The organism is Pseudoalteromonas sp. Angola-30, from assembly GCF_028599215.1.
In the GTDB taxonomy this organism is placed as follows: domain Bacteria; phylum Pseudomonadota; class Gammaproteobacteria; order Enterobacterales; family Alteromonadaceae; genus Pseudoalteromonas; species Pseudoalteromonas atlantica.
Genome location: NZ_JAQREI010000025.1, coordinates 22687 through 48766, shown reverse-complemented (window position 1 = coordinate 48766; position 26080 = coordinate 22687). Strand labels below are relative to the sequence as shown.

The 26080-nt window shown below is 41.0% G+C and carries 26 protein-coding genes and 1 tRNA gene; 11 read left to right on the top strand and 16 right to left on the bottom strand.

Going from position 1 to position 26080, the window contains the following annotated elements:
* The first annotated feature begins 26 nt into the window (after positions 1–26).
* The 3 genes from PSH54_RS19735 to PSH54_RS19725 all read left to right on the top strand — a co-directional run bounded on the left by PSH54_RS19735 (position 27) and on the right by PSH54_RS19725 (position 1329).
* Positions 27–103: transfer RNA gene (locus tag PSH54_RS19735), tRNA-Asp, on the top strand.
* A 245-nt stretch (positions 104–348) separates the two neighbouring features.
* The gene (locus PSH54_RS19730; protein ID WP_223230549.1) at positions 349–495 is read left to right on the top strand and encodes a helix-turn-helix domain-containing protein; all 147 of its coding nucleotides are present in this window, start codon (positions 349–351) and stop codon (positions 493–495) included.
* A gap of 267 nt (positions 496–762) precedes the next feature.
* Positions 763–1329, top strand: coding sequence for a transcriptional regulator (locus PSH54_RS19725; RefSeq protein WP_273606928.1), 567 nt, complete (start codon positions 763–765; stop codon positions 1327–1329).
* Between the two features lie 68 nt (positions 1330–1397).
* Here the strand turns inward: PSH54_RS19725 and PSH54_RS19720 are convergent, their stop codons facing one another.
* Positions 1398–3317, bottom strand: coding sequence for an alpha/beta hydrolase family protein (locus PSH54_RS19720; RefSeq protein ID WP_273606927.1), 1920 nt, complete (start codon positions 3315–3317; stop codon positions 1398–1400).
* Between the two features lie 268 nt (positions 3318–3585).
* Positions 3586–6042, bottom strand: a complete 2457-nt coding sequence (gene fadE / locus PSH54_RS19715; protein ID WP_273606926.1) for an acyl-CoA dehydrogenase FadE — start codon at positions 6040–6042, stop codon at positions 3586–3588.
* A 297-nt stretch (positions 6043–6339) separates the two neighbouring features.
* On the opposite strand from fadE, the gene PSH54_RS19710 reads away from it, so the two are divergent.
* Entirely contained in the window at positions 6340–7104 is a 765-nt protein-coding gene (locus PSH54_RS19710; protein WP_004587229.1) for a class II glutamine amidotransferase, read from the top strand.
* 73 nt (positions 7105–7177) lie between these two features.
* Here PSH54_RS19710 and PSH54_RS19705 read toward each other — a convergent pair whose 3' ends face one another.
* The 5 genes from PSH54_RS19705 to cmoA form a co-directional block, all read right to left on the bottom strand.
* The gene (locus PSH54_RS19705) at positions 7178–7915 is read right to left on the bottom strand and encodes a DUF3108 domain-containing protein (RefSeq protein WP_029772580.1); all 738 of its coding nucleotides are present in this window, start codon (positions 7913–7915) and stop codon (positions 7178–7180) included.
* A 16-nt stretch (positions 7916–7931) separates the two neighbouring features.
* A complete protein-coding gene (gene purN, locus PSH54_RS19700) occupies positions 7932–8579 on the bottom strand; it encodes a phosphoribosylglycinamide formyltransferase (RefSeq protein ID WP_273606925.1) in 648 nt (215 codons plus the stop codon).
* Complete coding sequence (purM, locus tag PSH54_RS19695; protein WP_029772582.1) at positions 8579–9631, bottom strand: phosphoribosylformylglycinamidine cyclo-ligase; 1053 nt, start codon at positions 9629–9631, stop codon at positions 8579–8581. Before purM ends, purN begins: the two co-directional genes overlap by 1 nt.
* 180 nt (positions 9632–9811) lie before the next feature.
* Entirely contained in the window at positions 9812–10780 is a 969-nt protein-coding gene (gene cmoB, locus PSH54_RS19690) for a tRNA 5-methoxyuridine(34)/uridine 5-oxyacetic acid(34) synthase CmoB (protein ID WP_054982276.1), read from the bottom strand.
* 12 nt (positions 10781–10792) lie between these two features.
* On the bottom strand, positions 10793–11518 hold the full coding sequence (gene cmoA / locus PSH54_RS19685; protein ID WP_004588942.1) for a carboxy-S-adenosyl-L-methionine synthase CmoA: 726 nt from the start codon (positions 11516–11518) through the stop codon (positions 10793–10795).
* A 116-nt stretch (positions 11519–11634) separates the two neighbouring features.
* On the opposite strand from cmoA, the gene PSH54_RS19680 reads away from it, so the two are divergent.
* The gene (locus PSH54_RS19680) at positions 11635–12324 is read left to right on the top strand and encodes a DUF3334 family protein (RefSeq protein WP_004588943.1); all 690 of its coding nucleotides are present in this window, start codon (positions 11635–11637) and stop codon (positions 12322–12324) included.
* Positions 12325–12539: 215 nt separating this feature from the next.
* Here PSH54_RS19680 and PSH54_RS19675 read toward each other — a convergent pair whose 3' ends face one another.
* The gene (locus tag PSH54_RS19675) at positions 12540–13037 is read right to left on the bottom strand and encodes a M48 metallopeptidase family protein (protein ID WP_273606924.1); all 498 of its coding nucleotides are present in this window, start codon (positions 13035–13037) and stop codon (positions 12540–12542) included.
* 13 nt (positions 13038–13050) lie between these two features.
* Positions 13051–13899, bottom strand: coding sequence for a DUF72 domain-containing protein (locus tag PSH54_RS19670; RefSeq protein WP_273606923.1), 849 nt, complete (start codon positions 13897–13899; stop codon positions 13051–13053).
* 612 nt (positions 13900–14511) lie between these two features.
* Here PSH54_RS19670 and aspS point away from each other — a divergent pair.
* The 3 genes from aspS to PSH54_RS19655 all read left to right on the top strand — a co-directional run bounded on the left by aspS (position 14512) and on the right by PSH54_RS19655 (position 17336).
* Entirely contained in the window at positions 14512–16290 is a 1779-nt protein-coding gene (gene aspS / locus PSH54_RS19665; protein WP_029772588.1) for an aspartate--tRNA ligase, read from the top strand.
* 189 nt (positions 16291–16479) lie between these two features.
* Positions 16480–16710 carry a hypothetical protein gene (locus tag PSH54_RS19660; RefSeq protein ID WP_273606922.1) on the top strand — a complete coding sequence of 77 codons (231 nt, stop codon included), beginning with the start codon at positions 16480–16482 and terminating at the stop codon, positions 16708–16710.
* A 29-nt stretch (positions 16711–16739) separates the two neighbouring features.
* Entirely contained in the window at positions 16740–17336 is a 597-nt protein-coding gene (locus PSH54_RS19655) for a pentapeptide repeat-containing protein (RefSeq protein WP_273606921.1), read from the top strand.
* Between the two features lie 90 nt (positions 17337–17426).
* On the opposite strand, the gene PSH54_RS19650 is transcribed toward PSH54_RS19655, so the two are convergent.
* On the bottom strand, positions 17427–17750 hold the full coding sequence (locus tag PSH54_RS19650; RefSeq protein WP_029772590.1) for a hypothetical protein: 324 nt from the start codon (positions 17748–17750) through the stop codon (positions 17427–17429).
* 125 nt (positions 17751–17875) lie between these two features.
* Here PSH54_RS19650 and PSH54_RS19645 point away from each other — a divergent pair, with 125 nt between their 5' ends.
* Positions 17876–18619 carry an alpha/beta hydrolase gene (locus PSH54_RS19645; RefSeq protein ID WP_273606920.1) on the top strand — a complete coding sequence of 248 codons (744 nt, stop codon included), beginning with the start codon at positions 17876–17878 and terminating at the stop codon, positions 18617–18619.
* Positions 18620–18724: 105 nt separating this feature from the next.
* On the opposite strand, the gene PSH54_RS19640 is transcribed toward PSH54_RS19645, so the two are convergent.
* From PSH54_RS19640 to PSH54_RS19630, 3 genes are all read right to left on the bottom strand, one after another.
* Positions 18725–19297, bottom strand: a complete 573-nt coding sequence (locus tag PSH54_RS19640) for a hypothetical protein (protein WP_273606919.1) — start codon at positions 19295–19297, stop codon at positions 18725–18727.
* Positions 19298–19504: 207 nt separating this feature from the next.
* A complete protein-coding gene (locus PSH54_RS19635) occupies positions 19505–19798 on the bottom strand; it encodes a hypothetical protein (RefSeq protein ID WP_248444353.1) in 294 nt (97 codons plus the stop codon).
* A 184-nt stretch (positions 19799–19982) separates the two neighbouring features.
* Positions 19983–21185 carry a bifunctional alpha/beta hydrolase/OsmC family protein gene (locus PSH54_RS19630; RefSeq protein WP_024033663.1) on the bottom strand — a complete coding sequence of 401 codons (1203 nt, stop codon included), beginning with the start codon at positions 21183–21185 and terminating at the stop codon, positions 19983–19985.
* 267 nt (positions 21186–21452) lie between these two features.
* On the opposite strand from PSH54_RS19630, the gene PSH54_RS19625 reads away from it, so the two are divergent.
* Complete coding sequence (locus PSH54_RS19625) at positions 21453–22292, top strand: isopenicillin N synthase family dioxygenase (protein WP_004589526.1); 840 nt, start codon at positions 21453–21455, stop codon at positions 22290–22292.
* A 279-nt stretch (positions 22293–22571) separates the two neighbouring features.
* Here the strand turns inward: PSH54_RS19625 and PSH54_RS19620 are convergent, their stop codons facing one another.
* On the bottom strand, positions 22572–22994 hold the full coding sequence (locus PSH54_RS19620) for a DUF1801 domain-containing protein (RefSeq protein ID WP_024033661.1): 423 nt from the start codon (positions 22992–22994) through the stop codon (positions 22572–22574).
* Positions 22995–23130: 136 nt separating this feature from the next.
* Here PSH54_RS19620 and PSH54_RS19615 point away from each other — a divergent pair, with 136 nt between their 5' ends.
* A complete protein-coding gene (locus tag PSH54_RS19615; protein ID WP_154945833.1) occupies positions 23131–24522 on the top strand; it encodes a DEAD/DEAH box helicase in 1392 nt (463 codons plus the stop codon).
* A 101-nt stretch (positions 24523–24623) separates the two neighbouring features.
* Here the strand turns inward: PSH54_RS19615 and PSH54_RS19610 are convergent, their stop codons facing one another.
* Positions 24624–25367, bottom strand: a complete 744-nt coding sequence (locus tag PSH54_RS19610; protein ID WP_273606918.1) for a DUF3307 domain-containing protein — start codon at positions 25365–25367, stop codon at positions 24624–24626.
* Positions 25367–25990 (bottom strand): hypothetical protein, encoded by a 624-nt coding sequence (locus PSH54_RS19605; RefSeq protein ID WP_273606917.1) that lies wholly within the window; start codon positions 25988–25990, stop codon positions 25367–25369. Before PSH54_RS19605 ends, PSH54_RS19610 begins: the two co-directional genes overlap by 1 nt.
* Positions 25991–26080 lie beyond the last annotated feature (90 nt).

The window sequence follows — 26080 nt, the reverse complement described above, 5'->3', positions numbered from 1 at the left end:
GCATCACCCCATGCACATACCACTGCGGAGTGGTAGTTCAGTTGGTTAGAATACCGGCCTGTCACGCCGGGGGTCGCGGGTTCGAGTCCCGTCCACTCCGCCACTTGTTATTTCCTCAATAGCAAGCTTATAAAATCTTTGGTTAAATCACTTTATAAATTACCCTTTGGCTATCAGCTATCAGCTATCAGCTATCAGCTATCAGCTATCAGCTATCAGCTATCAGCTAAATAATCGACTACTTAATGCTAACCTGCTAATATTCCTGCCTATTCTTTAATATTCAGCTTCTTATATCTGCATGAATAGCCAAGAATCTAGTCTCACTTTAAAAAAGGAAGCACTAAAATGAGCACACTAGGTCAACAAGTAAAGCAGCTAAGAAATAATAAAAAATTGAGCCAACCTGAATTTGCCCAGCAAGTAGGGATAGAGCAAAATCATACCCAAACTACCTCAAGATGCGAGTTTCAGTTGGAATTAAAAGCGATTTAGGCAAGGCATTGATTGCAATTAATAGTGGTTCTATTGTTAAAATCAATAACGCAGTATCAATCGCTTTTAAACCAACCCTTTGGGCGTTTCACAGGCACTTACTCTCATCGTTGTTACTTCTTAAAAGGGACTGCCATTGTTGCAAAGTAACGCCTTGATATTAAGCCCCTGTGAGACGCTGAATTCTGCATCTTGAGGTGGTTTGGGTATATATCAAAACTTGAAAACGATAAATCAATTCCCTCGAATGAAATATTTAGAGCCTTATTGATTGCATTAGATCTTTCAATTGATGAGTTTATGAAGCCGCTTGTATCAAGTCATGATAAAACCAGGCTTATGCAGATACCGGATGTTGAGCAGTGGTATAAAAATAAAGCTGTGAGCATTTCAGTAACTCAGCGTAAATTGATTTATTTAGCAATGTTTTTAATTTCGTTTGGGTGTGCACTATTTTATGCAGGCCATAAAAATTATGTGTTTAACGAACATTTTTATGAGTATCGCTCAATTGGAATTATTAAAAATGATGAACCACTCAATGTTTTCAATCATTGGAAAGATTATATAATAGATCCCAGTGCTGAAAAGCGTACAGCAAAACTTAAAGAGATGCTTGCTAGGCGTGTTGAACTTTTTAAATTAATGGATGAGTATATCGGTGAATCATTTGTCGAAGAAGTGACGGGTGGTAAACGTGTTTATACAACAGATGCTGTCCCACGCTACATATCACATGCAGGTAATACCTGGCTTGAGTTTATTGGATTATTTGCAGCTGTTTTAGGTTTAGCTCTGGCGGTATTAGAACCAAAATTAACGCGTCACGCATAAAAAGCTGTATGCGAACAAGCACACAGCTTTTATCTTAAATTTAGCCCATAGTCGTATGGGCTTAAGCGCTATTTTAGATAGGTGTCTAAAAATTTTAAGTAAGCGTTAGAGGCTGTTATACGGTTTTCTTTTTTAGTAAAACCATGCCCTTCATCATCAAACAATACATACTCTACTGGCACGTCATTGGCTTTGACTGCGGCAACGAGCTCATCGCTTTCAACTTGTAAAACGCGCGGATCGTTAGCGCCTTGTATTACCATTAAAGGTTTTGTAATGTTTTTAGCATGAAATAATGGCGATATAGCACGATGACGCTCACCGTCTGTCGCAGGATCGCCCATTTCATCGTATAAGGCTTTTTTAAAACTCTCCCACCATGGTGGAATTGAGTTAAGTGTTCTTACCCAGTTAGTCACCCCAAAAATATTAATACCGACTTTGAATTCTTCTGGTTCAAAGGCAAGTGCAGCTGCGGTCATAAACCCGCCGTAACTACCTCCCATAATGCCAATTTTTTCGCTATCGACCCAATCTAAACTTTGAAGATGCTTTTTACCGTACACAATATCTTGTAAGTCATCTGTGCCGTGCTTTTTATCATCCAAATGAAAAAATGTTTTACCGTATCCTGAACTACCACGGTTGTTAACGGCAAAAATAGCATAGCCATGATTAATTAAGTGCTGCTGTGTCGCGCTGTAACCAGTACGGCTTTGTCCACCAGGGCCACCATGCACCCAAATTAGTGCTGGCACTTTATTAGTGCTACTTGCTTGTTTGGGCTTGTACAAAACACCAGGTACCTCTAGCCCATCAAAACTTTTAAAGCGTACAATTGTGCTTTGTACTAAATTACTTTGATTTATTTCTTTGCTAAGTGAATTAGTTAGTTGTTTGGCGCTAATACCACCGACTTGCCATACAAATAAATTACTTGGGGATGTGTCAGAGTTCAAATAAAACGCCATGGTTTTCTCGTCACTTGAGAAATTTACACTGCGTAAATTACCATTGGGTAGGGTGGGCATAGCGACTTGTTTACCTGTACGAGTATCTAAAATAGTTACTTTAGTACTGGCATCGGCATTTACTCCACTTACTTGGTAGCGTCCAGATTTAGAAAAATAGATAAAGTTTACGTCCCATTCGTCTTCTAAAGCCGGGCTATGTTTCTCTGTCGCTAACTCATAGCGCCACACTTGTGAAAACTCACCTTTTGCGTCTGTAGAGTAGTATAAATATTTACCGTCAGTAGAGAAGGTTTCAGGTGTATATTGTGCGGGATCATCATGCTTAGATATAAGTTGTGGTTTAAGGGATCTTTTATAAGTGTCGAGAATGTATGTATCACTGTCTTTATTGGTATTATTTTTAGATAAAGCAATAAAGCGTCCATCAGGGCTAATGGCGCCAACATCTAATCCGAGTTCATTTTGATAAACAGGAGACATTTCATAGGTTTCACTATCTACGCGATATAAATCCATAAATTTGGCATCACGCTGATTGCTGGTGATAAAAAACTGGCTGCCATCTTTGGTAAAACCTGCAAAGCCAGCTCGTGTTTCAGCGCCAGGGGTTAAATCTTTGATTGAACCGTCAACTTCACGCACGTAGACATGATATCGCTCGTTACCGCCTGAGTCTTTGGTAAATAATACGCGCTCATCATTAGGGAAGTAGCGTACAGGGTAGGTACTGTCTTCAAAATTGGTTAAGCGTTCTTTACTGCCTGTTCTAACATCGACCTCATATAAACTATAAATACCGCTTTCATCGCTACTAACGAGAATTTTTTCACCAGAAGGTGAAAAACTACTACCTATAAAGGATGTAGTATCAAAAAAAGTGTTTGCACTGTATGTCTGTATCGCTTGTGCTGCTGAGGTTTGTTCAGCAATAACATGTGTTGTATTGCTCGATTGGCTACAGCCAGCGAGTGCAATTGCACATGCTAGTACGCCAAACTTAAGTGTTTTTTTCATTAATACAGTCCTTGAATTATTATTAGCGTATTTGAGTGTTGCTCGTACATTTTTTAAACGCAAGCTTTGGAGCTTATTCAAGGCTTAATAAAGTGTTACAAAGCGTGTATTAGATGAGTGATTAGTAAGTTTTATAATATATTGGTAGGTTTTATATTTTTTGATACTGATCGAGCTTAAAGTATTGCTTTAAGCTAATTAAAATTGAGTACAAAAAAGCCAGCGCTAGAGCGCTGGCTTTTGCTATTCAGATGCTTAGCTTGGTTGATTAAGCTGCATCTGCCTTTTTGTCTTCGCTTTTACGTGCGGCTTTGCCTGCTAATAAATCAGCTGGGTCAAAGTCATCAACGTTAATCACATCTAAGCGGGCTTTTTCAACAGCGGCTAATTTATCAGCTTCTGCTTGGCTTAATATGCCAGCTTCAAGGCCCATTTGCGCTACTTTATCAAGTTGGAAGAATGGCAGTTTAAGGCCTTTTTCTTTACATACTCGTTCAAATAACGGCTCTACAGCCAGTACGTCTTTAAGTGTTTGCTCTTGACGGCCAACTAGGTTTAGTGGCTCATCTTTTAAGTAAACATAACTTGCTAAACGGTTACGCGTTTCGCTAGGTACTTGAAGTAGTTGTGCTAGTTTATGCTCAAGTTTGTCGGTAGGTTTACGAACCGGGCGACCAAACGGGAATAACAATACTTTTAATACACCACGTAATGGGGCAGACGGCATGTTATTAATTAAATCAGCAAGGGCACGTTGGCAGTGGTAAAGATGATCCTGACAGCTCCATTTTACTAGGGCTAAATCTTCTTGTTTACGGCCTTCGTCGTTATAGCGTTTAAGCGTTGCAGACACTAAATATAAGTAGCTTAGTAAGTCACCTAAACGTGCTGAAATGCGCTCTTTACGTTTAAGCGAGCCACCAAATACCGCCATGCTAATGTCAGACATAAGCGCAAGCGATGCACTAAAGCGTGATGCTATACGGTAAAACTCTGCGGTGTCGTCTTTGTACGGTACGCTAGTAAAACGTGCACCAGTAAGCGCAAGCCACTTAGTACGTACAAGGTTCGACATTGTAAAGCCAATGTGGCCCATTAGCGCTTTATCAAATACGTTAAGCGCTTCTTCGCGGTCTTCAATTTCACAAGCACCAAGCTCGGTTAGTACAAATGGATGACAGCGAATTGCACCTTGACCATAAATAATCATATTACGGGTCAAGATGTTGGCACCTTCTACTGTTATAGCAATAGGGGCACCTTGATAGCCACGACCTAAATAGTTATTTGGCCCAAGCATTATCCCTTTACCGCCAAGTACGTCCATTGCATGAATGGTCGACTCGCGCATTTGCTCGGTTAGGTGGTATTTAATAATAGCTGAAACAACCGATGGCTTTTCACCTAAATCTACCGCACCCGTTGACATACTAACCGCTGCATCTGAGCTGTAAGCGTAACCTGCAAGTTTAGCCAGTGACTCTTCAACACCTTCCATTTTACCAATTGGTAAACGGAACTGACGACGAATACGGCTATATGCACCTGTTGCTACGGCAATTGTTTTAATGCCACCGGCAGAGTTTGACGGCAATGTAATTGCACGGCCAACCGATAAACATTCAACCAGCATGCGCCAGCCTTGGCCAGCCATTTCTGGGCCACCAATAATGTAATCAAGGGGTACAAAAATATCTTTACCGCGAGTCGGGCCATTTTGAAATGGTACGTTAAGCGGGAAGTGGCGACGACCAATTTCAACACCTGGCGTGTTAGTTGGAATAAGTGCACAGGTAATGCCTGGCTCTTTGTTGTCGCTTAGTAAACCATCTGGATCTTGTAGTTTAAAGGCAAGACCAAGTACTGTAGCCACTGGTGCAAGAGTAATGTAACGCTTGTTCCAGGTAAGGCTGATACCTACTACTTCTTCACCGTTCCATTGCCCTTTACACACAACACCGTAATCAGGAATTGAGCTTGCGTCAGAGCCTGCTTCTGGCGAGGTTAATGCAAAACATGGAATTTCTTGGCCTTGGGCTAAGCGCGGTAAATAATGATTTTTTTGATCTTCAGTACCGTAGTGCTGTAGTAATTCACCTGGGCCTAACGAGTTAGGTACACCTACAATTGATGATAGTAAGGTCGATTTACTGGTTAACTTTTGCAGAACACATGATTGTGCAAACGCAGAAAACTCTAAACCGCCGTATTCTTTTTTGATGATCATGGCAAAGAATTTATTATCTTTTAGATATTGCCATACATCTTGCGGTAAATCGGTAAGCTCGTGTGTTGCTTCCCAATCATCTAGCATGCTACATACTACTTCTACAGGGCCATCAATAAAGGCTTGCTCTTCAATAGTCAGCTTTGGTACTGGGTATTGGTGTAGCTTTTTCCAATCTGGGTTACCACAAAATAAATCAGCTTCCCACCACGTAGTACCGGCATCGATTGCTGACTTTTCAGTGTCAGACATGCTTGGCGTTACTTTTTTAAAGGTAGTAAAAATCGGCTTGATTATATATTGCTGACGAATGCCAGTAACAGAAAGAGGAACTGCGATGATCAAAAAGATCAACCAGCTAATTAAACCAAAAGCACCTGCAAAGGTACCAATTAATAATGTTGCGGCAGAAACACCAAGTGCTGTGTTCCAACTCGCTCTGTGGTAAACCGCGATGCTGAGCAGTGCGATTAAACCGAGTGTAAATATGAGTGTCATTGCTTATTCCTTAATAGAGGTCAGACCACCTCAGTTAGAGTAGCGCTAGTGAGCGTAAGTTTCAAGTACATTACAGCGTTAAATTAACGACAAACTAGCTATTATGCTTATCATTATTCCCTTTTTAAGGAACAAGCATGCACCACTGCTGTGTTTAATTCAATCGCAGCGATTATTTAAGCGCTAAAAATCAGTAAATCAGCTAGCCAAAAAAGTTTTTTTAAGTAAGTATGTCTGTTGTAGCGCACAGCAAAGTACAGCGCTATTTATACGTTTTTTTTAAGGGTTAGTTTATTAATGTGTGAATTACTTGGCATGTCAGCCAACGTACCTACGGATATTTGTTTTAGTTTTTCAGGTCTATTAGAGCGCGGTGGAAATACCGGCCCGCATAAAGATGGCTGGGGTATTACGTTTTACGAGGGTAAAGGGTGTAGAACCTTTAAAGATCCTGAGCCAAGCTATCAATCAGAAATCGCCAAGCTAGTAAAAGCTTACCCCATTAAAAGCGTGTCGGTAATTAGCCATATTCGCCAAGGAAACCGTGGCCGAGTGTGCCTTGAAAATACCCACCCGTTTACTCGTGAGCTTTGGGGGCGCGAAATTACCTATGCACATAATGGCCAGTTATCTAACTATCACGATTTAAAACCACAATATTATCGCCCTGTGGGCAACACCGACAGTGAGCTGGCGTTTTGTTGGTTGCTAGATAAAATTCGTGAAAAATACCCAAAACGCCCCTCTAATATGGCCTCTGTATTTAGATACGCGGCTAAGCTTTCGCATACGCTACGTGAAAAGGGCGTATTTAATATGTTATTGACCGATGGCGTATTTGTATTGGCGTACTGCACGAATAACTTACACTACATAACGCGCCGAGCACCATTTGGTAAAGCAACGTTAATTGATGCCGATATGGTAGTTGATTTTAACGAAGAAACCACCCCAAACGATGTAGTAACAGTAATAGCTACACGGCCATTAACCAACGACGAACGCTGGCAAAAAATGCAGCCAGGGGAGTTTGCGTTATTTAAAATGGGCGAACTAATTTAGTTAAATAGCCTAAAAGCAAACACAAAAAAACGCGATATAAAATCGCGTTTTTTTGTGTTTGCTATCACCGTGTTTACGGCGCTTCTGATCTTACTTCGCTGCTTTCGCTTACTGGAGTAGAAACAGGCTGGGTAACGGTAAATGAATTCATTTGTACTTCAAACTGCTCCATGCCTTTTTCGCCTTTCCACATACGTACTAGCATGTAGTCCATTTCTGGTGCAAACCAGGCAAGGGCTTGGCGTTTATCGTTATCGTATAAACGTTTTACTTTTATAGCTTCTACGTTACCAATTGGCAGCGAAATCATTTCTTTGCCAACCACTTCAAAGTTGTAGTCGCGGCGATTGCCTTTTTTATCAATAAGCGGAAACGAAAAATAAGTTTCGCCTTTTTTTAAGCCTTCGCGTACTTGTACTTGATACGAAATAGCATCTTGAAATTCGTCAGTCCATTCGCACTTTAGTGGGTATTCGCTAGTGCTGCTGGTGACCACTTTATTTTGTGTATCAAAGTCTATTTTATAATCTTTATCTGGGCCGGTGCCGGTACGCACCATATTGTAATGATGAGGAGTGACTTTGTTATCTAAAAAAGTAAATACAGAGGTTTCTTCTCGCTTGTCAGAGAAAATCATCCACTCAATATTGCTGTGGTAAGTAAGTTGATACGTTTGCTCGCCAACTTTTTTAAGTTCGCGTACTGCCTCGCCATGATTTTTACCTTTGCGTAAAATATCGTAGCTGGCTTGATACTCTGTTAGTTCGCCTGCAATTAGGCTAGTAGGAAGTAAAGCGCCCACACATAACAGCAGGGCACTTATTTTTTTATTGTGGGTAGTGCGCGCCGTGTGCAGGAAGTTGTTTTTCGTCAAGAACTGCATAATCTGCTTCCATAGTAAGTCTGTGTTCACTGAACCACTTGACCACCAAAGGATAAATTACATGCTCTTGTTCGTGCACGCGTTTAGCTAATGTTTCTGCTGTATCATCCTTGAGTACAGGTATTTGCGCCTGAAGAATAACGGGACCGCCGTCTAACTCTTCAGTTACAAAATGAACACTTACGCCATGAACATCGTCTTTTGCATCAATTGCTCTTTGGTGGGTATTCAGCCCCTGATACTTAGGCAACAAAGATGGATGAATGTTCAACATTTTTCCAACATATTTTTGCACTAAGCTAGGAGTAAGAATACGCATAAACCCAGCTAATACAACTAGATTTGGCATAAAAGAGTCAATAACGTTCATTAATTGCGCATCATAGGCCTCGCGCGAGTCAAAATCTTTGTGACTGAGCACTTTTGTAGCAATACCTGCTTGTTTTGCACGCTCAAGGCCGTAAGCGTCTGCTTTGTTACTTATAACAGCCGCTATGTGTCCGTTTATTTCGCCGCGTTCGCAGGCATCAATAATGGCTTGTAAATTAGAACCACTACCCGATATTAATACCACTAAGCGAATGGGTGCCATTACTTAGCACCACCTACAATTTCTACTTGCTCTTCGCCGGCAACAGCATCTTGAATTTCACCAAGGTGCCATGCGTTTTCGCCAAGCTCTTTTAAAATGCTTAAGCTTTGCTCTAGCGCATCGCCTGGTACTACTAATACCATGCCTACACCACAGTTAAATGTACGGTACATTTCGTGCGTAGTAATATTGCCGTTTTCTTGTAACCAGTTAAAAACGGTTGGCCACTGCCAGCTATCGCCTTTAACTACTGCTTTTGCAGAATCGGGTAATACACGCGGAATGTTTTCCCAAAAGCCGCCGCCAGTAATATGCGATAGGGCATGCACGTCTACTTGCTTAAATAACTCAAGTAAAGGTTTAACGTAAATACGGGTTGGCTCTAGTAAGTGCTCGCCTAGAGTTTTTCCGTCAATAACTTGGTTCGTATCGGCGTTTGATACTTCAAGTACTTTACGAATTAAAGAAAAGCCGTTTGAGTGCGGACCGCTAGAAGCAAGGGCAATAAGTTGATCGCCGGCTGCTACTTTTGTGCCATCAATAATTTTAGATTTTTCTACTACGCCGGTACAAAAACCGGCCATGTCGTAGTCTTCACCATCGTACATACCTGGCATTTCAGCTGTTTCGCCGCCAATCAGGGCACAGCCAGAAATCTCACAGCCTTTACCAATACCGGTTACTACATCGGCCGCTGTGTCTACATCTAGTTTACCTGTTGCATAGTAATCTAGAAAAAACAGGGGTTCAGCGCCTTGTACTATTAAATCGTTTACACACATTGCAACTAAATCAATACCTACAGTGTCGTGTTTTTTTAAGTCGATAGCTAAACGTAGTTTAGTACCTACACCGTCAGTACCTGCTACTAGTACTGGCTGTTTGTAACCTTCTGGAATTTCGCAAAGAGCGCCAAAACCACCAATTCCGCCCATTACTTCTGGACGACGCGTTTTTTTAACTACGCCTTTAATACGCTCAACAAGTGCATTACCAGCGTCGATATCTACGCCCGCGTCTTTATAGCTTAATGACTGTTTTTGTTCGCTCACAGGTTTTCCTCAAATAATTGCTTGGGGTTGCTTTTCGATAGCTTAGAAACGCGCGTATTTTACAACAATTGCAACTGCGCGGCTAGCTCAAATATAGTTTTGAAATAATTAACAAGGACACTTGTCCGCTATTAGTTTGTTAATTGCACAAAAAAAGCACCCTGGGTGCTTTTTAGTTATTTATGCTTTGGCAGTTAGTATTGCTCTAAGTGGAGCAGGATAACCTTCAATGGTTTTACTGGTATCGTTTGGGTCTAAAAAATCAACTAACGATTCGTTTTCCATCCAGTCGGTCCTGCGTTGCTCATCAAGCGTGGTAATTGCGCAATCTTTTATTTGCACATCTTTAAAGCCAACGCGTTCCATCCACAGTTTTAGTGCAGCAGTACTTGGAATAAACCAAACGTTGCGCATTTTTGCGTAGCGGTCGGTAGGTACCAGTACTGTGTTTTCATCGCCTTCAATTACTAACGTTTCTAGCACGAGTTCGCCACCTGGGCGAAGCTGCGCTTTTAACTGCGCTAAAAAATCGATAGGCGAGCGGCGGTGATACAGCACCCCCATAGAAAACACCGTATCAAACGCTTTAAGCTCGGGTAGTGCTTCTACACCTAATGGTAATAAATGCACGTTTTCATCTGGGTTGTAATGTTTAATGGCCTGAAACTGACACAAAAATAAATCAGAAGGGTCAATACCTACTACAAATTCAGCGCCTTCACCGCGCATACGCCATAAGTGATAGCCAGAGCCACAGCCTATATCTAATACTGTGCGGCCTTTTAATGGCTCAATATGGGGAAGCAGGCGGTCCCACTTCCAATCGCTGCGCCACTCTGTGTTTATTTCAATACCGTGTACAGTAAAGGGGCCTTTGCGCCATGGCATCATGCGTTTTAATAAATGCGTGGCTTGTTTTTGCTCGCCTTCGCTCATCTCCCCCGGTGCGCCAATTTCTACTTTAGTGGCGATATCAACGTGGGTTGTTTTTACTTCTGGCAAATTTTTAAGTACTTTTTGCCATTTTGGTAAATCGCCATGGCTTGCCTCGTTTTGCCAATGCTTTAATTGAGCGGGCAGGGTTTCTAGCCAGTGGCTAAGCGGGCTTTGTGCAATTGCTGCGTAAAATTGGTTAAACCATTGAGACATAAGTCACTCTCTTTATTTAATTGCTACCATTGAGCAAAAATTAAAACATTGATACCACACTTGCGTTTGGCTAAAACCAATGTCGCTTAAACGATTAAAGTGAGTGCTTAGCGTATCGGGGCGCATCACGTTTTCAATGGCAGTACGTTTTTGGCTTATTTCAAGCTCTGAGTAGCCATTGTGGCGTTTAAAGTCGTGGTGCAAATCAATTAATAAATTATCGCACTGCTCGTTTTCGGCTTTAATTTTTTCGCTAAGTAGCAGTACGCCACCGGGTTTTAAGTTAGCGTAAATTTTTTCAAGCACGGCTTGGCGCTGTAATGGCGGAATAAATTGCAAGGTAAAATTCATGGCCACTACCGACGCATTTTGAATCTCAAGCTCGTTAATATCGCCTAAAGTTACTGTAACAGGCACGTCTGACTTAAAGCCTTGTAAATGAACCTTACAACGCTCAACCATAGCTTGTGAGTTATCTACAGCAATAATGTGGCAGTTATCGGTGCGAATATTACGGCGCATACTTAGGGTAACCGCACCAAGCGAGCAGCCTAAATCGTAAAGGTTTGAATTACTTTGCGCATATTCACCGGCCAATTTACCCATAGTGCTTACAATGGTGGCGTACCCAGGCACAGAGCGCTGGATCATATCCGGAAAAACCTCAACCACATTTTGGTCAAAGCTAAAATCTTTTACTTGTTGCTCAGAGGCGTAAATACTGTCTTTTATACTCACTAAGGCAGTCTCTTTAAAAATAATGGCACTATTTTAACATTTTATACTGGATAGTCAGTGATAAATTCAGTAGCTTGGCTAGAATTATGAATAATAAGTATAAAAGAGAACGTTAAATGAGCAAAAGTAAGGTAATTAGCACAGACGATATATTAGCAACCCTATGTCATTCAGTGACGGGTGTTCTGTCATCAGCCAGCGGTAACGAAATTAGCTACTCGGCTATGGTGCAAAAAATAACGCGCACCTGTATGCGTCCAGACATTGGCTGTTTTGTATTATTTGATGGTGGCTTTACAGGGCTGGTAGTCACTAATTTTACAGCGCAAGCGGCAATGGAAATTTACGGCGATTACATGCGCAATATGGGCATGCCTGAAGAAGAAATTGCCCACAGTCATTTATCAGATGACGTTTCAAATGTAATGGGCGAGCTGATGAACCAAATTGTTGGTGACTTCACTTCTAAAGTGCGTGAGCAGTTACATACCTCTATTACGCAAAACCAGCCAAAAATGATGGCGATTAATAAACAAGTGCAAATATCGGTTGATACCACTATGGATCGTCCACAAGCACGCCGCGTAACCTTTACTACGCGCAACCAAAATATCTTTTACCTAGAGCTGGCAATGGATAAAACAGAGTTTATTAAACTACATGACTTTGACATTGTAGAAGCGATAGACCCTGATGACATTATCGAAAACGAAGCTAAGCAAAAGGCCGAAAAAGCAAAAGCTAAGTCAAAAGAAGCAGAACAAGATGATGCCGATGATGACTTTATGGCTGAGCTAGGGCTGTAATGTAGGTTGGGTTGAGCGAAGCGAAACCCAACGTGCTTTTGAGCTGTCAGTTTTAAGCTATCAGCGGTCAGTAGAAAAGTTACTAAAGAGAACGCGATTTTAAATCGCGTTTTTTTATTGAGAACTTTGATTACGAGTTAGGTTGTATTTATTTTTCGCTGACCGCTGACCGCTGACCGCTGACCGCTGACCGCTGACCGCTGACCGCTGACCGTTCATGAATACGGATTCTCTCCCATCGCTACCACCACACAAAAAATCCGTAAATCTAACTCTAACTGATGGTATTGCGGCTCCATGTGGCAGCACAGTTTATAAAAGCTTTTGTTGTGATCTTTTTCTTTAAAGTGGGCGAGTTCGTGTACGACTAGTGCTTTTAACAGTGGCTCGGGTGCGCGCAGTAAATCGCTGTTTATGGCTAAATCGTGCTTACGGGTTTTACCTTGCATGCGGTAGGTGTGGGTACCGAGTGCGTTGGTAACCATATCACCTTGTTTTCTAAATGCAGCGCGGCCAAACGGTGGGGCGTTTTTTAAATACTGCTTTTTTAAATCAGTGGCGTAGCTGTAAAGTAGTTTGTCGGTGGTGATGGTGTGCGCATGTGGGTATTTTTTAAGTAAGTAGTCACATACCTTGTTGTTATTTATAAGGCTTAATACTTGCTCAACAATGTTAGCTGGGTAGCCGGTAAAGTAACGTGCGTATTCACTCATTTTTATTCTCTATTTAAAAAAGCGTTGGCTGGTGGGCTTCTTTTTCGCCGCTGAATGGATTTAATACCGGGTGATTATACCCTAGGTCTTCACAAAACTGCCTAGCGAGTCGTGGAGATTCACGGTTATCGGCAGTATGAAAAAACACATACGGGGATTTACCCTCATCAAGCCATTGTTTTACTTTATTGAGCCACGGTTTATAAAAGGGTTTATAGTCGTTTTGTAAATCGGCTATTACAAAGCGCGCCATCGGCTGCGAGCCAGTAGCTATTGCATGTACCGGTAAGTGGGGCTTTTTTTGTTGTGCATCTATTAAAGCCTCGGTGGTGGGCTTTACTGCAAAAAGCGCACGGGTATCCATAGAAATACGGTTTATATTATTTGCCATTAATAGCTGATTAAGGGCAATTTCGGCCTCACCTTTTTTAAAAAAATCACTATGGCGTACTTCTACGCCGTAATTTAGCTCTTTGGGGAGCAAGCTAATAAATTGCGTTAATTTAGGTAAATCGTTTGGACCAAACGCTTTGGGTAATTGCAGCATTATTTGCCCTGTTTTTTCAAGTATTGGGGCAAATAACGTAAGCCAGTCATTAAGTTCTGTTTGAACATTACTAAGCGCAAGCTCGTGGCTAAAGCGACGATGAAACTTAAACGTAAATTTAAAGTCCTCGGGTACGCTTTGAGCCCAGCGTAAAACAGTGCTTGGCGCTGGGTCTGCGTAAAAGCTGGTATTGCCTTCAACTGAGTTAAAATGCTGGGCATATTGGTTTAGCATATCGGCATTTTTACATTGGCGGGTAAATAAGTTGCCTTTCCAGGCGCTGCTCGACCACTGAGGGCATCCAATATATAACATAAAAAGGGTGGCTTAATGACTTCGTGGCGTAAGTGTACCAAATACATACGGTGCTTGCTGCAAATTAACATTACAAAGCTAAACACACGCTCTAGGGCGTGTTGATCTTTGTAGATTGAAATTTGTTCAATCTAGGGGCGATTAAATCGCGGCGCGAGGTTTGTAACCTAGTGGGCTCGATAACTGCTCCTGCGTTATTCTAATGACTTACATCCCTGTAAGAATAAGTAAAAATCGAGCAAAGCTTCCGCGTCCTGCTCACGCCCCTTACCTACATCCATGTAGGCAACAAAGAGTTAATCGTCCCTAGAAAGAACCCAAAGGGCAGCGCATGTTTGGCATTTATGCTGCGTTATCGCCTTTTTATGGGGAATAACCACACTACATAGACTCTGCCTTGCCTAAAAGCCAAACATACTGCTGCAAATTAACATTACAAAGCTAAACACACGCCCTAGCATCTTGATACTACTTGGGTATAATGCAGGGCTTAATTTGATTATTTTTAGATTGCTAGCGGCTTTATTTGTATTGTGGTGACCAGTTTTTTAAATCACACGCCTTAAAACAAATAAATATAACCGTTTAAGCCTTTTATCTGACAGGAAAACTATGCGCTCTATATATTGCGGACAGCTAAATAAAACTCACGTAGATCAAGAAGTTGAACTATGTGGCTGGATCAACAAACGACGTGACCTTGGTGGACTTATCTTTGTCGATTTACGCGATAGAGAAGGGTTAGTACAAGTTGTATTCGATCCAGAAGTTGAAGGATTAATGGATAACGCTAACAAACTTCGCCAAGAGTTTTGTGTGCAGTTAAAAGGGGTTGTACGTGCGCGCCCAGAAAGCCAAGTAAATAAAGACATGGCAACAGGCGAAGTGGAAATTTTAGGTACTGAGCTAACTATTATTAATCGCTCTGAGCCGCTACCGCTTGATTTTAATCAAACCAATTCAGAAGAGCGCCGCTTAAAGTACCGCTACTTAGATTTACGCCGCCTTGAAATGAGCGACCGTATTAAACTGCGCGCTAAAGCAAGCAGCTTTGTTCGTCGCTTTTTAGATGACAATGGCTTTTTAGACATTGAAACACCTGTACTTACAAAAGCAACACCAGAAGGTGCACGCGATTACTTAGTACCGAGTCGTGTTCATAAAGGTAGCTTTTATGCATTACCACAGTCACCACAGTTGTTTAAGCAATTGTTGATGATGTCGGGTTTTGACCGTTACTACCAAATTGTTAAATGTTTCCGTGATGAAGATTTACGTGCCGATCGTCAACCTGAATTTACCCAAATAGATTTAGAAACCTCGTTCATGAGCTCTGATCAAGTACGTGGTATGACTGAAAAAATGATCCGTGAAATGTGGCAATCATTACTAAACGTTGATTTAGGCGATTTCCCAATTATGCCTTACTCTGAGGCAATGAGCCTTTACGGTTCTGATAAGCCAGACTTACGTAACCCAATGAAGCTTGTTGATGTAGCTGATTTAGTAAAAGACGTAGAGTTTAACGTATTTTCAGGCCCAGCTAATGACGAAAAAGGCCGCGTTGCTGTATTAACAGTACCGGGTGGCGCTAAGCTTTCGCGTAAGCAACTTGACGATTACACTAAGTTTATTGGCATTTACGGCGCTAAAGGTATGGCGTGGATGAAAGTAAACGACCGTGATGCAGGCGCTGAAGGCGTTCAATCTCCAGTTGCTAAGTTTTTAAACGAAGAGGTAATTACCCAGTTACTTGAGCGTACTAACGCACAAACGGGCGACATTATTTTATTTGGTGCCGATAAACGCAACGTTGTAAACGAAGCAATGGGCGCGCTTCGCTTGAAGATTGGTGTTGATTTAGAAATCACTAACCTTGATAGCTGGGCGCCACTTTGGGTTGTTGACTTCCCAATGTTTGAAGAAGATGACGAAGGCACGTTACATGCTGTGCATCATCCATTCACAGCACCAAAAGATATTAGCGCAGAAGAGCTTGAAGCAAACCCTGCCGCGGCTATTTCAGATGCTTACGACATGGTATTAAACGGCTACGAAGTAGGTGGCGGTTCGGTACGTATTCATAATGCTGATATGCAAGAAGCAGCATTTAGAATTTTAGGTATTGATGCGCAAGAGCAACAAGACAAGTTTGGCTTTTTACTTGATGCCCTTAAATACGGCACACCACCACATGCTGGTTTAGCCTTTGGTCTTGACCGTTTAGTTATGCTTTTATGTGGTACCGATAACATTCGTGACGTTATTGCGTTCCCTAAAACCACTCAAGCATCGTGCTTATTAACCGATGCACCTAGCAAAGCTAATAGCGACTCGTTAACTGAGCTTGCAATCAGTGTGGTAGAAAAAGCAATTCCTAGCGAAGAGTAATACCGCGCGCAACAAATGCGCTTAGCTAGATTTAAAAACCCTTAGGAGTATGCCTAGGGGTTTTTTTATGGTTAAATTTAAACCAGTTCATACCAATCGTGTTAAGTTATTAGTCTATTTAGCACGCTAGAATAGTTAAATATGTAAGTTGCTTGGTATCAAATATTATTCAATAGAGAGGGAATTCTTATGTCGTTTAATCTCACATTATTTGGTGAATTTTTAGCTTTTTTTATTTTGTTTTGCATTCCAATTTTTGCGCTTATTAGCTACAAAATAGGTAAACGCAAAAGCACCATGCCGGGCGTTTTAGCTTTTGTGGGCGGATGCTTAGCGGTATTTCCACTCTTTGGCTTAATTTTTATCGCCTTATTAGCGCTTAAACAAGATTTGCCAAAAATCAGCCCTTATGCCCATTAAACAACCCTAAATACGGACGCGTAGTCACAGTGCTAATTTCTAATAATAGCTATTATTGCGATCAGCAATTTAGTGCCTTACAGCTAGCAAAACACACACTCGAAAACACAGAGTTTGAAGCATGTACGTTTATAGATTGCGACTTATCTCAGGGGCAATTTAAAGCGTGTCGATTTATAGAGTGCAGCTTTGAGCATTGCAATTTATCGAGCATTGAATGGGGATACAGCTCGCTTGAAAATGTAAGCTTTAGCCATTGTAAGTTAAACAGCGTGCAATGGAGCAATGCTGATTGGGGAGCGCTAAGTATTGATGCGCCGGTGAGCTTTAATTATTGTGAACTTAGTAACAGCTCTTTTTATGAATTAACTTTAAAATCACTAAAATTAATTCACTGCTTTGCAAAAAATGTTGATCTTAGACATGCCAATTTAAAGCAAAGTACATTTACAGGAAGTAATTTTCGCGATAGTGAGTTTTTTCAAACCACTTTAACTGAGTGTGACTTTGTAGGGGCTACAGAATTTAATATAGATTTAAACAGTAATACGTTAGCGGGGGCTAAGTTTGAGCGCTTTGAAGCCCTTAATTTACTTACAAGCCTTAACATTGAGCTTTGCGATTAATATGTGAGGAGCGTTTAGAAGCTGCATATTGCAAGCCTCTAAACAATGAATAACCTTTAATAAGATTAAACAGTGGCCTGTAGCTTGGTATTAACAGCTAGGGCCATTTTTATTACGTGCGTTTGCCAATGTGCGGGCAATTTCAAGCAGTGCAGGGGTGATGTCATCAGCGCCGTCTTTGATTAATTTGGTTACATCGCCTGATGAATATAAGCTATCGCGCGGCGACTTAATACCAAGTTCGCGCACAAAGTCTTTTGTTTTACCTGTGCTGCCTGTTTCAATAAATTTAAAAATAATACGCTCGTTGTTACTTTTTGGCTCGGCCTGTAACACGGCGATTTCTTCTTTGTAGGTTTCTATTCGACTTTGCAAAATGTCGATACGTTGTTCAATAGTGCTGTATGATTTCATGGGGTACTTTTCTAAATTAACTAAAAATAATACCCGTATTATCGCATACATTAGCAATGGCGCGCGCTAACCTTTATAGTAAAAGTTATTTTTATTTAAAAACAATAATTTATATAAGTTACAACATGCATAAAACAATAAAAAAGTTACTAACATTAAGTGCATTTAGCCTAACCGCGAGTTTAATATCACCATTAAGCTTTGCTGATGATGTAATAGTGGATCAAAGCCGCAATCGCACCATCCCTATAAATATCACATACCCCAATGAGAGTAATCAATGCAGCGTACACGCAAAGTGCCCTGTAGCATTTATAAATGCAGGCTACGGCATTAGCCACAATGACTACACGTTTGCGAGTAAGCTATTTAATGCACAGGGTTATTTAAGCATTGCAGTCGCACATGAGCTAAAAACCGACCCTGCGCTTAATCGCATACAGCCTTATTTAACCACCCGCATGGAAAACTGGCATCGCGGTGTGGTTACCCTTAAATTTTTAGTTAATCAGCTAAGTGCTCAATACCCTGAGTATAACTTTTCTCAGCTCACGTTATTTGGCCACTCTAACGGCGGCGATATATCTGCTTTATATGCTTCAATTTACCCGAATGAAGTAAGCCAAATAATTACCCTCGATCACCGCCGCATGTTGATCCCACGTAATAAAAACATACGCGTGCTTACACTGCGTGGTAGTGATTACCCAGCCGATGCGAATGTTTTATTAAATGAAACAGAGCTAAAAAGCTTCCCTGTTAGCCAAGTAATGATTGAAAAATCGCGCCACAACGATATGCACGACGGCGGGCCAAAATGGCTGGTACAGAGAATGAGTAAAGAAGTAGGGGCGTTTTTAGATAATTAGCCAAGATATATAATCAAGCCAACTTTAAGCTGGCTTGATATATAAAGGTTTAAGCTGACGCAGAATTTTGAGTGGCATTAAACAAAGTATGTATATTATTGCAGGTTACCCTTGCGGCGTAGCAAACTGTTTTATTGGCCGTTCCTTTATTTCCATATCTTTTGTAGGAATAGCTAGGAGTGAATATTTCGTTCTTATGGTAATGTTATCAACAAACTTACCGTTAATGTACAAGTTGACGAACGGTGTAATTGTACTCACTAAGTATTTTTTTTCGGGGTTTAAAGCAAACCTCTCTTCCATGCCTTTTAGCTCAATAAACTTTACTTCAAGCGGTTCGAACTCTATCGAGGATAATTTTTTGTGTGCACGCCGGCGCCCTTGTATAGGTTGTTCAGGGACCTTTGCATTGGGGTTTTCTGCTCTTATTGAGAAGTATTCATCCACTTCATATATGAACATTGAGTTTAAGTCGATACCTTGTTCATTGAAAGCAAGAGAGCTTAATTTAACTTGATAAGGCGAAGTATTTGCCAACCTTATACTAGTTATACATTTAGTATCTATATGACAAAATGTATAAGAAGATGCAGCAATAGGACCTTCGATAACTTCTTCAGAGTTGGCAAAAGTAGAGTAACTAATTAAAAGAAATATAATATTGATCAAAGTTTTCATTGGGCTGTTCGCACTGCATTTTCAAAAAGATATGCCGAATATAGCAATATATCTCTGTCTTCATTAGTTTGATAAATCTGTGCCTTTTGAGCGATGAAATTAAGATCCTTTATAGCAGTTCTCGCGTTATATGCTGTATCTTCAGAAGTCCAAACTGCGTGACTAAACTCATGAACAATAGTATCTACTTTTCTATCAGTACCTACGCTAAAAAAAGCTCTTACCAAACCCTATAATTCCATATCTGTCATAATAAGTAGCATCGCCAAACCCTGCGCATTTATAAAGCTTATGAGGATTTAAAAGCATGGAGCCGATAAGGTTTATTACTTTACGCGCTTGGCGGATTAAAAATGTTCGTGTTGCTTCAAAATTAATTGAATTAACAAAACCATATTGTTTCATAATTGATTCGAATTTTTCTTTTTTCTTTTTATCTAAGTTAGCAGGGTTGTGCAATATATTAATAAAAGTTGTTAATGCTTTTGGGATAATTAGCATAGCCAATTCAATTTGTTTTAGCTCAGATAAAGTTAACTCGATACCTGTTTTGTTTGTATAATTTAACTAACAAACTATTAGAACTGTACCTATTATTCAACCTCTATATTTTATCTCAGATTGTGAGATTGCTTTATTGAACATCTAAAATAGCGCAGCCACAGCTGCGCTATTTTTGTTTTAGTTACTCAACTAATTCACTTACTACAATTGGGCTGTTATGTAGGGTTTTATGCACTGGGCATTTGTCGGCTATTTCTAGCAGACGCTGGCGCTGTGCTTCGGTTAAGTCGCCGCGTAGGGTAATTTTACGGGTAATGGCCTCTAGGTTTTGGGTACATTCGCCGTTGTCGCAATCTTTGTAATAGTCGCGGGTGTGTTCAAGCTCTACTTTTATATGATCAAGCGGCAGCTTTTTTAAGGTTGCATACATACGCAGTGTCATTGAGGTACACGCGCCTAGGCCTGCGAGTATATGGTCGTAAGGATCGGGGCCTAAATTACTGCCACCTACTTTTAATGGCTCATCGGCAAGCCATGTATGATCTTTAGTACTTACGTGCTGAGTAAATATATGATCTTTTTCTTCAACCAGTACTTTGCCGTTTTCTAATTTTGCGCTGTAGTTGCTTTGCTCATATTTAACGTAGCGGTTTGCCCAATTAGCAATAAGCGTAGCAGCGTACTCGGCATCGTTTTTATTACTCAGTAAGTGGTCGGCGTTATCGAGGCTAATAAAGCTTTTTGGGTGTTTGGCTGATGCATAAATTTTCTCGGCTTCTGAAATATTAACCGTGGCATCAACAGGGGAGTGCATAACTAAAAGTGCGCGTTTTAATTTACCTATATGGCTACGGTCGTACTTTGCTATGTCCTCTACAAATTGTTTTTTTATGGTAAATTCGCGCCCAGCTAAGCTAACTTTAGCTTCACCTGCGGCGTTTATTTCGTCTAAATGGGCTTCAAAGTTATGTGCAACGTGTTGCGCATCTGAAGGAGCGCCAATTGTTGTAATAGCCGATACCTCAGGAATATGCTCTGCAGCAGCCAGTACGGCAGCGCCGCCTAAGCTGTGGCCAATTAATAACTGCGGCGCATCAAAGTGCGTACGCAGGTGATCGGCTGCGGCCACTAAATCTTGAATATTTGATGAGAAGTTACTGTTTGCAAAGTCGCCGTCGCTATTGCCAAGGCCGGTAAAGTCAAAGCGCAGTACGGCAATACCCTGTTGGGTAAGGGCGCGGCTTATGCGCGTAGCGGCAGCAATATCTTTACCACAGGTAAAGCAGTGTGCAAATAAAGCATAAAACTTTACATCGCCGGCTGGGCGTTCAAGCTGGCCTGCAAGTTCTAAATCGCCGCTTTTAAAAGATACTTTTTGTCGCATAGAAGAGCCTTAGTGTTTCATTAAAATACGTTACAATAATAGATAAGATATAAGCACTAACTAGTGTAATTTCAATGTTTATTATGCTTTGATCTTGATCTAGCAAACTGCTTACTATTTCATCGTGAGGACATTTGTCCTTATGTTTTTTGGGTGGTTTGTCTATCCTCGCACAGCGCTATAATGAAGGTTTTGCTACTTTATATTGGCTAATTAGCTATATTTTAAAGCAGCTCACTTCTAACAACCTATTCACTGGAACGTACAATGCAATTACCTACTGTTGATTATAAAGCTCCCGATGCGGCTGCTCACTTTGTTGAATCGTTAAGAAACACCGGTTTTGGTGTATTAAAAAATCACCCAATCCCGCAATCTTTAGTTGAGTCTATTTACGAAAAATGGCAAGACTTTTTTAATTCAGAGCAAAAGCACGACTTTTTATTTTCTAAAGAAACGCAAGACGGTTATTTCCCGCCTTCTGTATCTGAGGTAGCTAAAGGCTTTACAGTAAAAGACATTAAAGAGTACTTTCATGTTTACCCTAAAGGTCGCGTGCCTGCAGAGCTTGAAGCCGACGTGCGTGAGTACTACCGCTTAGCTAACGAATTTGCAGCAACGCTTTTAAGCTGGGTTCAAGCAGAGGCACCAGCCGATGTACGTGCTAAGTTTTCTATCGATTTAAAAGACATGATTGCTGATTCTGAGCAAACATTGTTACGCATTTTACATTACCCGCCAATGACAGGTGATGAAGAGCCAGGTGCAATTCGCGCTGCAGCACATGGTGACATTAACTTATTAACTGTGTTACCTGCATCGAACGAGCCAGGCCTGCAAGTTCAAAAAACTGATGGCGGTTGGCTAGATGTGCCATGTGACTTTGGTAGCTTAATTATTAATATTGGTGACATGTTACAAGAAGCGTCGGGCGGGTACTTCCCATCGACTATTCACCGTGTAATTAACCCAACAGGTAAAGCGTCGACTAAGTCGCGTATTTCTTTACCACTGTTTTTACACCCACGTCCTGATGTTGTGCTTTCTGAGCGTTACACGGCAGACAGCTACCTACAAGAGCGTTTACGCGAGTTAGGTGTTAAATAACGTTATATTTATTGAGTTAAATATAAACCAAAAGCGGCTTTTAGCCGCTTTTGTTGTTTTTAAGCAAGGTTATACCAATCCGCAATAATGTTGAATCATTTTTAGGGGCTAAACGTGTCGCTATCTGCGTTAAAAAATTCTCATTTATGACTATATGGATGCAGAAGGTAGAGCAATGCAGGAGCAATTGCCGAGAACAACTAAATAACGAATTTATTGTCTAGCTATCAACACGTTTATCTATTCTCAAAATAGATCACTTAATTAAGCGGGTTGGTATTAATTTTTTGGGTAAGTTTGTTTCATTATTAAAACCGACTCAGCAATTATTTGCTCAAGTATAGCTAAATCGATATTTTCCAATTTTGTCACGTACAAACAGCTTTTACCTAGGCTATGTTTACCAAGCTTATTTAATAATGCCGCTATTTTGGGGTGATCAAAGCCAGGCATAATATAAATAGAAAGCTTAGTTTTGCGTGGTGAAAACCCTGTGATTGGCCATTCACCTGTGCGGCCGGAGTCGTACCTATAGCTGTATTGGTCAAACCCTATAATATCTTTACCCCATACAACAGGCTTTGCCCCTGTGACTTTTTCAAACAGGGTTAGTAAGGTTTGTGTGTCTTCAATACGCTTTGAATCTATACTTTCTAGGCATTGCTTAAGTGTTATTTGGTTTGCTTTAGTTTTTAATGTCATAGCGTTGATTTGTATTGTTATTAGCTACTCTAAGGTTAGCACTTAATTTGCTAAGTGAATATTTCCATGCATTTCTAAGTTAGTTGCGTATAATGCGCCCTTGGCCGGTTTGGCCTTTATTTTATTGAGAGATTTTATGAGTTTTGATGGTTTAGGTTTATCACAGTCTTTAGTTAACGCGGTTTTAGAAAAGGGCTATGAAACGCCAACGCCTATTCAGGCTCAAGCAATTCCTGCAATTATTGAACGTCGCGATGTGATGGCGGCTGCACAAACAGGCACAGGTAAAACCGCTGGTTTTACTTTACCGCTAATTGAGCTGCTATCTAAAGGCAGTAAAGCAAAAAGTAACCACGTACGTGCCCTTATTTTAGCGCCCACGCGTGAGCTGGCTTTGCAGGTAAGCGAAAACGTTGAAGAATACGCTAAGCACTCTGATGTAAGTTCGTTTGTAGTGTACGGCGGCGTAAAAATAAACCCACAAATGCAGCGCCTTCGTAAAGGGGTTGATATTTTAGTGGCCACGCCTGGGCGTTTAATCGATTTACATAATCAAAACGCGGTTAAGTTTGATAATGTTGAAGTGCTGGTACTTGATGAAGCGGACCGCATGCTTGATATGGGCTTTATTCACGACATTAAACGCCTGATTGCCAAAATGCCGCCTAAACGCCAAAACTTAATGTTTTCGGCAACGTTTTCAGATGATATACGTGCATTAGCAAAAGGGTTAATTAACGACCCTGTTGAAATATCAGTTGCGGCAAAAAACACCACTGCTAAAAGCGTAACGCAAAGCGTTTACGCTGTTGATAAATCGCGCAAAACCGCATTACTTAGCCATTTAATTCGTAGCAACGATTGGAAACAAGTATTAGTGTTTAGCCGTACCAAGCACGGTGCAAACCGTTTAGTTAAACAGCTTGAGCGCGACGACATAGTAGGCGCCGCTATTCATGGTAATAAATCACAAGGCGCTCGTGTTAAAGCATTAGATGGCTTTAAAAGTGGTGAAGTACGCGTACTAGTAGCGACTGATATTGTGGCACGTGGCCTTGATATTGTTGAGCTTCCGCATGTGGTTAACTACGACTTACCAAACGTATACGAAGATTACGTTCACCGTATTGGCCGTACCGGTCGTGCTGGTGCATCAGGGCATGCTATTTCGTTTGTAACAGCCGATGACGCCGCTGATTTATACGGTATTGAACGTTTTATTGGTGAGCTAATCCCTCGCGCTGAAGAGCCTGGATTTGAACCAACTAGCCCAGTACCTGAGCGCGCATTAGATGCTCGCCCAATTAAACCTAAAAAGCCTAAAAAAGCAAAGCAGCCGTTTAACAAGCCTAAGTCTGATAAGCCGAACAGCAAAAAACCAAACAATGGGGGAAGCGGTACCGGCCCTCGTCGTGGTGGTTCTAAAAAACCAGCAGCCAAAACCGATGACAACGCACAAAGCCCATGGGCAAAGCGCCAATCGGTAGGTGGTAATGGCCAGCGCCGTCGTCGCCCAAATAACGATTAATCATTATTAAAGATTGTATTGGCCTTTAATTAAACGCCGATAAAAAAACGCGCTACCTTTTTAATAGAAGTAGCGCGTTTTTTATTATTTGTAATTTATACTTACCTGATCAACGAATTAACGCCTAAACCCACAAACAAGGTAACGCTAACGCTTAGTAAGGTGCCTAGCATAACGTACTCGGTGAGCTTTTTATCTTTACTGGCACTTAAATCGCCAAACCTAAATACCGACTTGGCAGCTAGCAAAAAGCCAAGCCCAGCAAATTGGTCAAGTAATATAAAGCTGAGCATAAGTACTCGCTCTATCATGCCAATGCTTTGTCCGGCCAACGGTAAGCTGCCCTCACTTGAAAAGTTAGCGGTGAGCCTTTCAAGCATCATTCTTATAAATACGGCACTTGGGCTTAATATAATTAAATATCCGCATACAACCCAAAGCACTTTAGGGTTTGTGGCAAGTGCGCTTACGTACGCGATTAAACTTTGGTTATCAGTTATATAAATACACAGCGCTATTATTACGGCTATATGCGCGATTTGGTCGAGTAAAAAGGGCACAACCCCTTTGTTAGAATACGACTTAGCAATATCTATTAGGTAGTGGCTAAGCATAATTGCAGCTGTTGAAAGTAACACGGTGCTTAGTTGTTGCCAGCCATAGCTATATTCCCAAAGCGCTAAAATAACGGCGCTAACCACACCGTGTACTAATACATGCAGGTAGAGCTTTTGAGCTTTAAAGTGGTGGGTGTTTCTATCGTTTACCCAGCTCATTGGTTGTAAAAAAAAGTCACTGACTAGGTGGCCTATAATTAATGCCGCTAATAATAACGAAAACCCCATTACTCACTTCCTTTTACAATCGTTGTTATGACCTGTTTAGCGTGTACTATAAATCGCTCTATAAGCTGATAATTTGCTAAATTAAGCAATTTAGTGACATTTTCGCGACTGGTGTTAAGCTCTTTTGCCAGTGCTGCATGACTGTTATCGGCCTGGGTTAAATACACGTAAAGCGCATTGGCTTGTTTTTGCGTTATTTTGCTAAGTAAGGTATCAACAAAGGCAAGGTTAAGACTAAAGCCCTCATCTAGGGTGTGCTTTGCTACCTGTAAGGTAAAGCGATGGTTGGCTATTTTATCAAGGCCTTGCCCTGAGAGCACAAAGGCCGAGCCGGTGGCTGTTTTTATATCGCTGCGTGGGTTGTCTACCTCACCTAAGGCCATACTTTGGCGTAGCTCGTAACCTGCCGACTTTAAATGCAAATAAATGATAATAGCGGTTTTAATTAACTGCTCGCTTTGATTTATTTGTAACTGAAAAGCATCACCTCGGTATATGGTCCACAGTGAGGTATTATCACTAATTGCACGCAAACTTTGCTCTAGCTGATAAAGCATGGCATCGTATTGCTGCTTAGGTATTTTTTGCGATTTAATTATATCGCCGCTGATCACACCAATCATAAAAATCCAAAAAGTAACTTAATGCAGTTACATAGAATCAGGTAACCAAATTTGGTTACATTTAGTTAAGTAACCAATTTAGGTTACTTA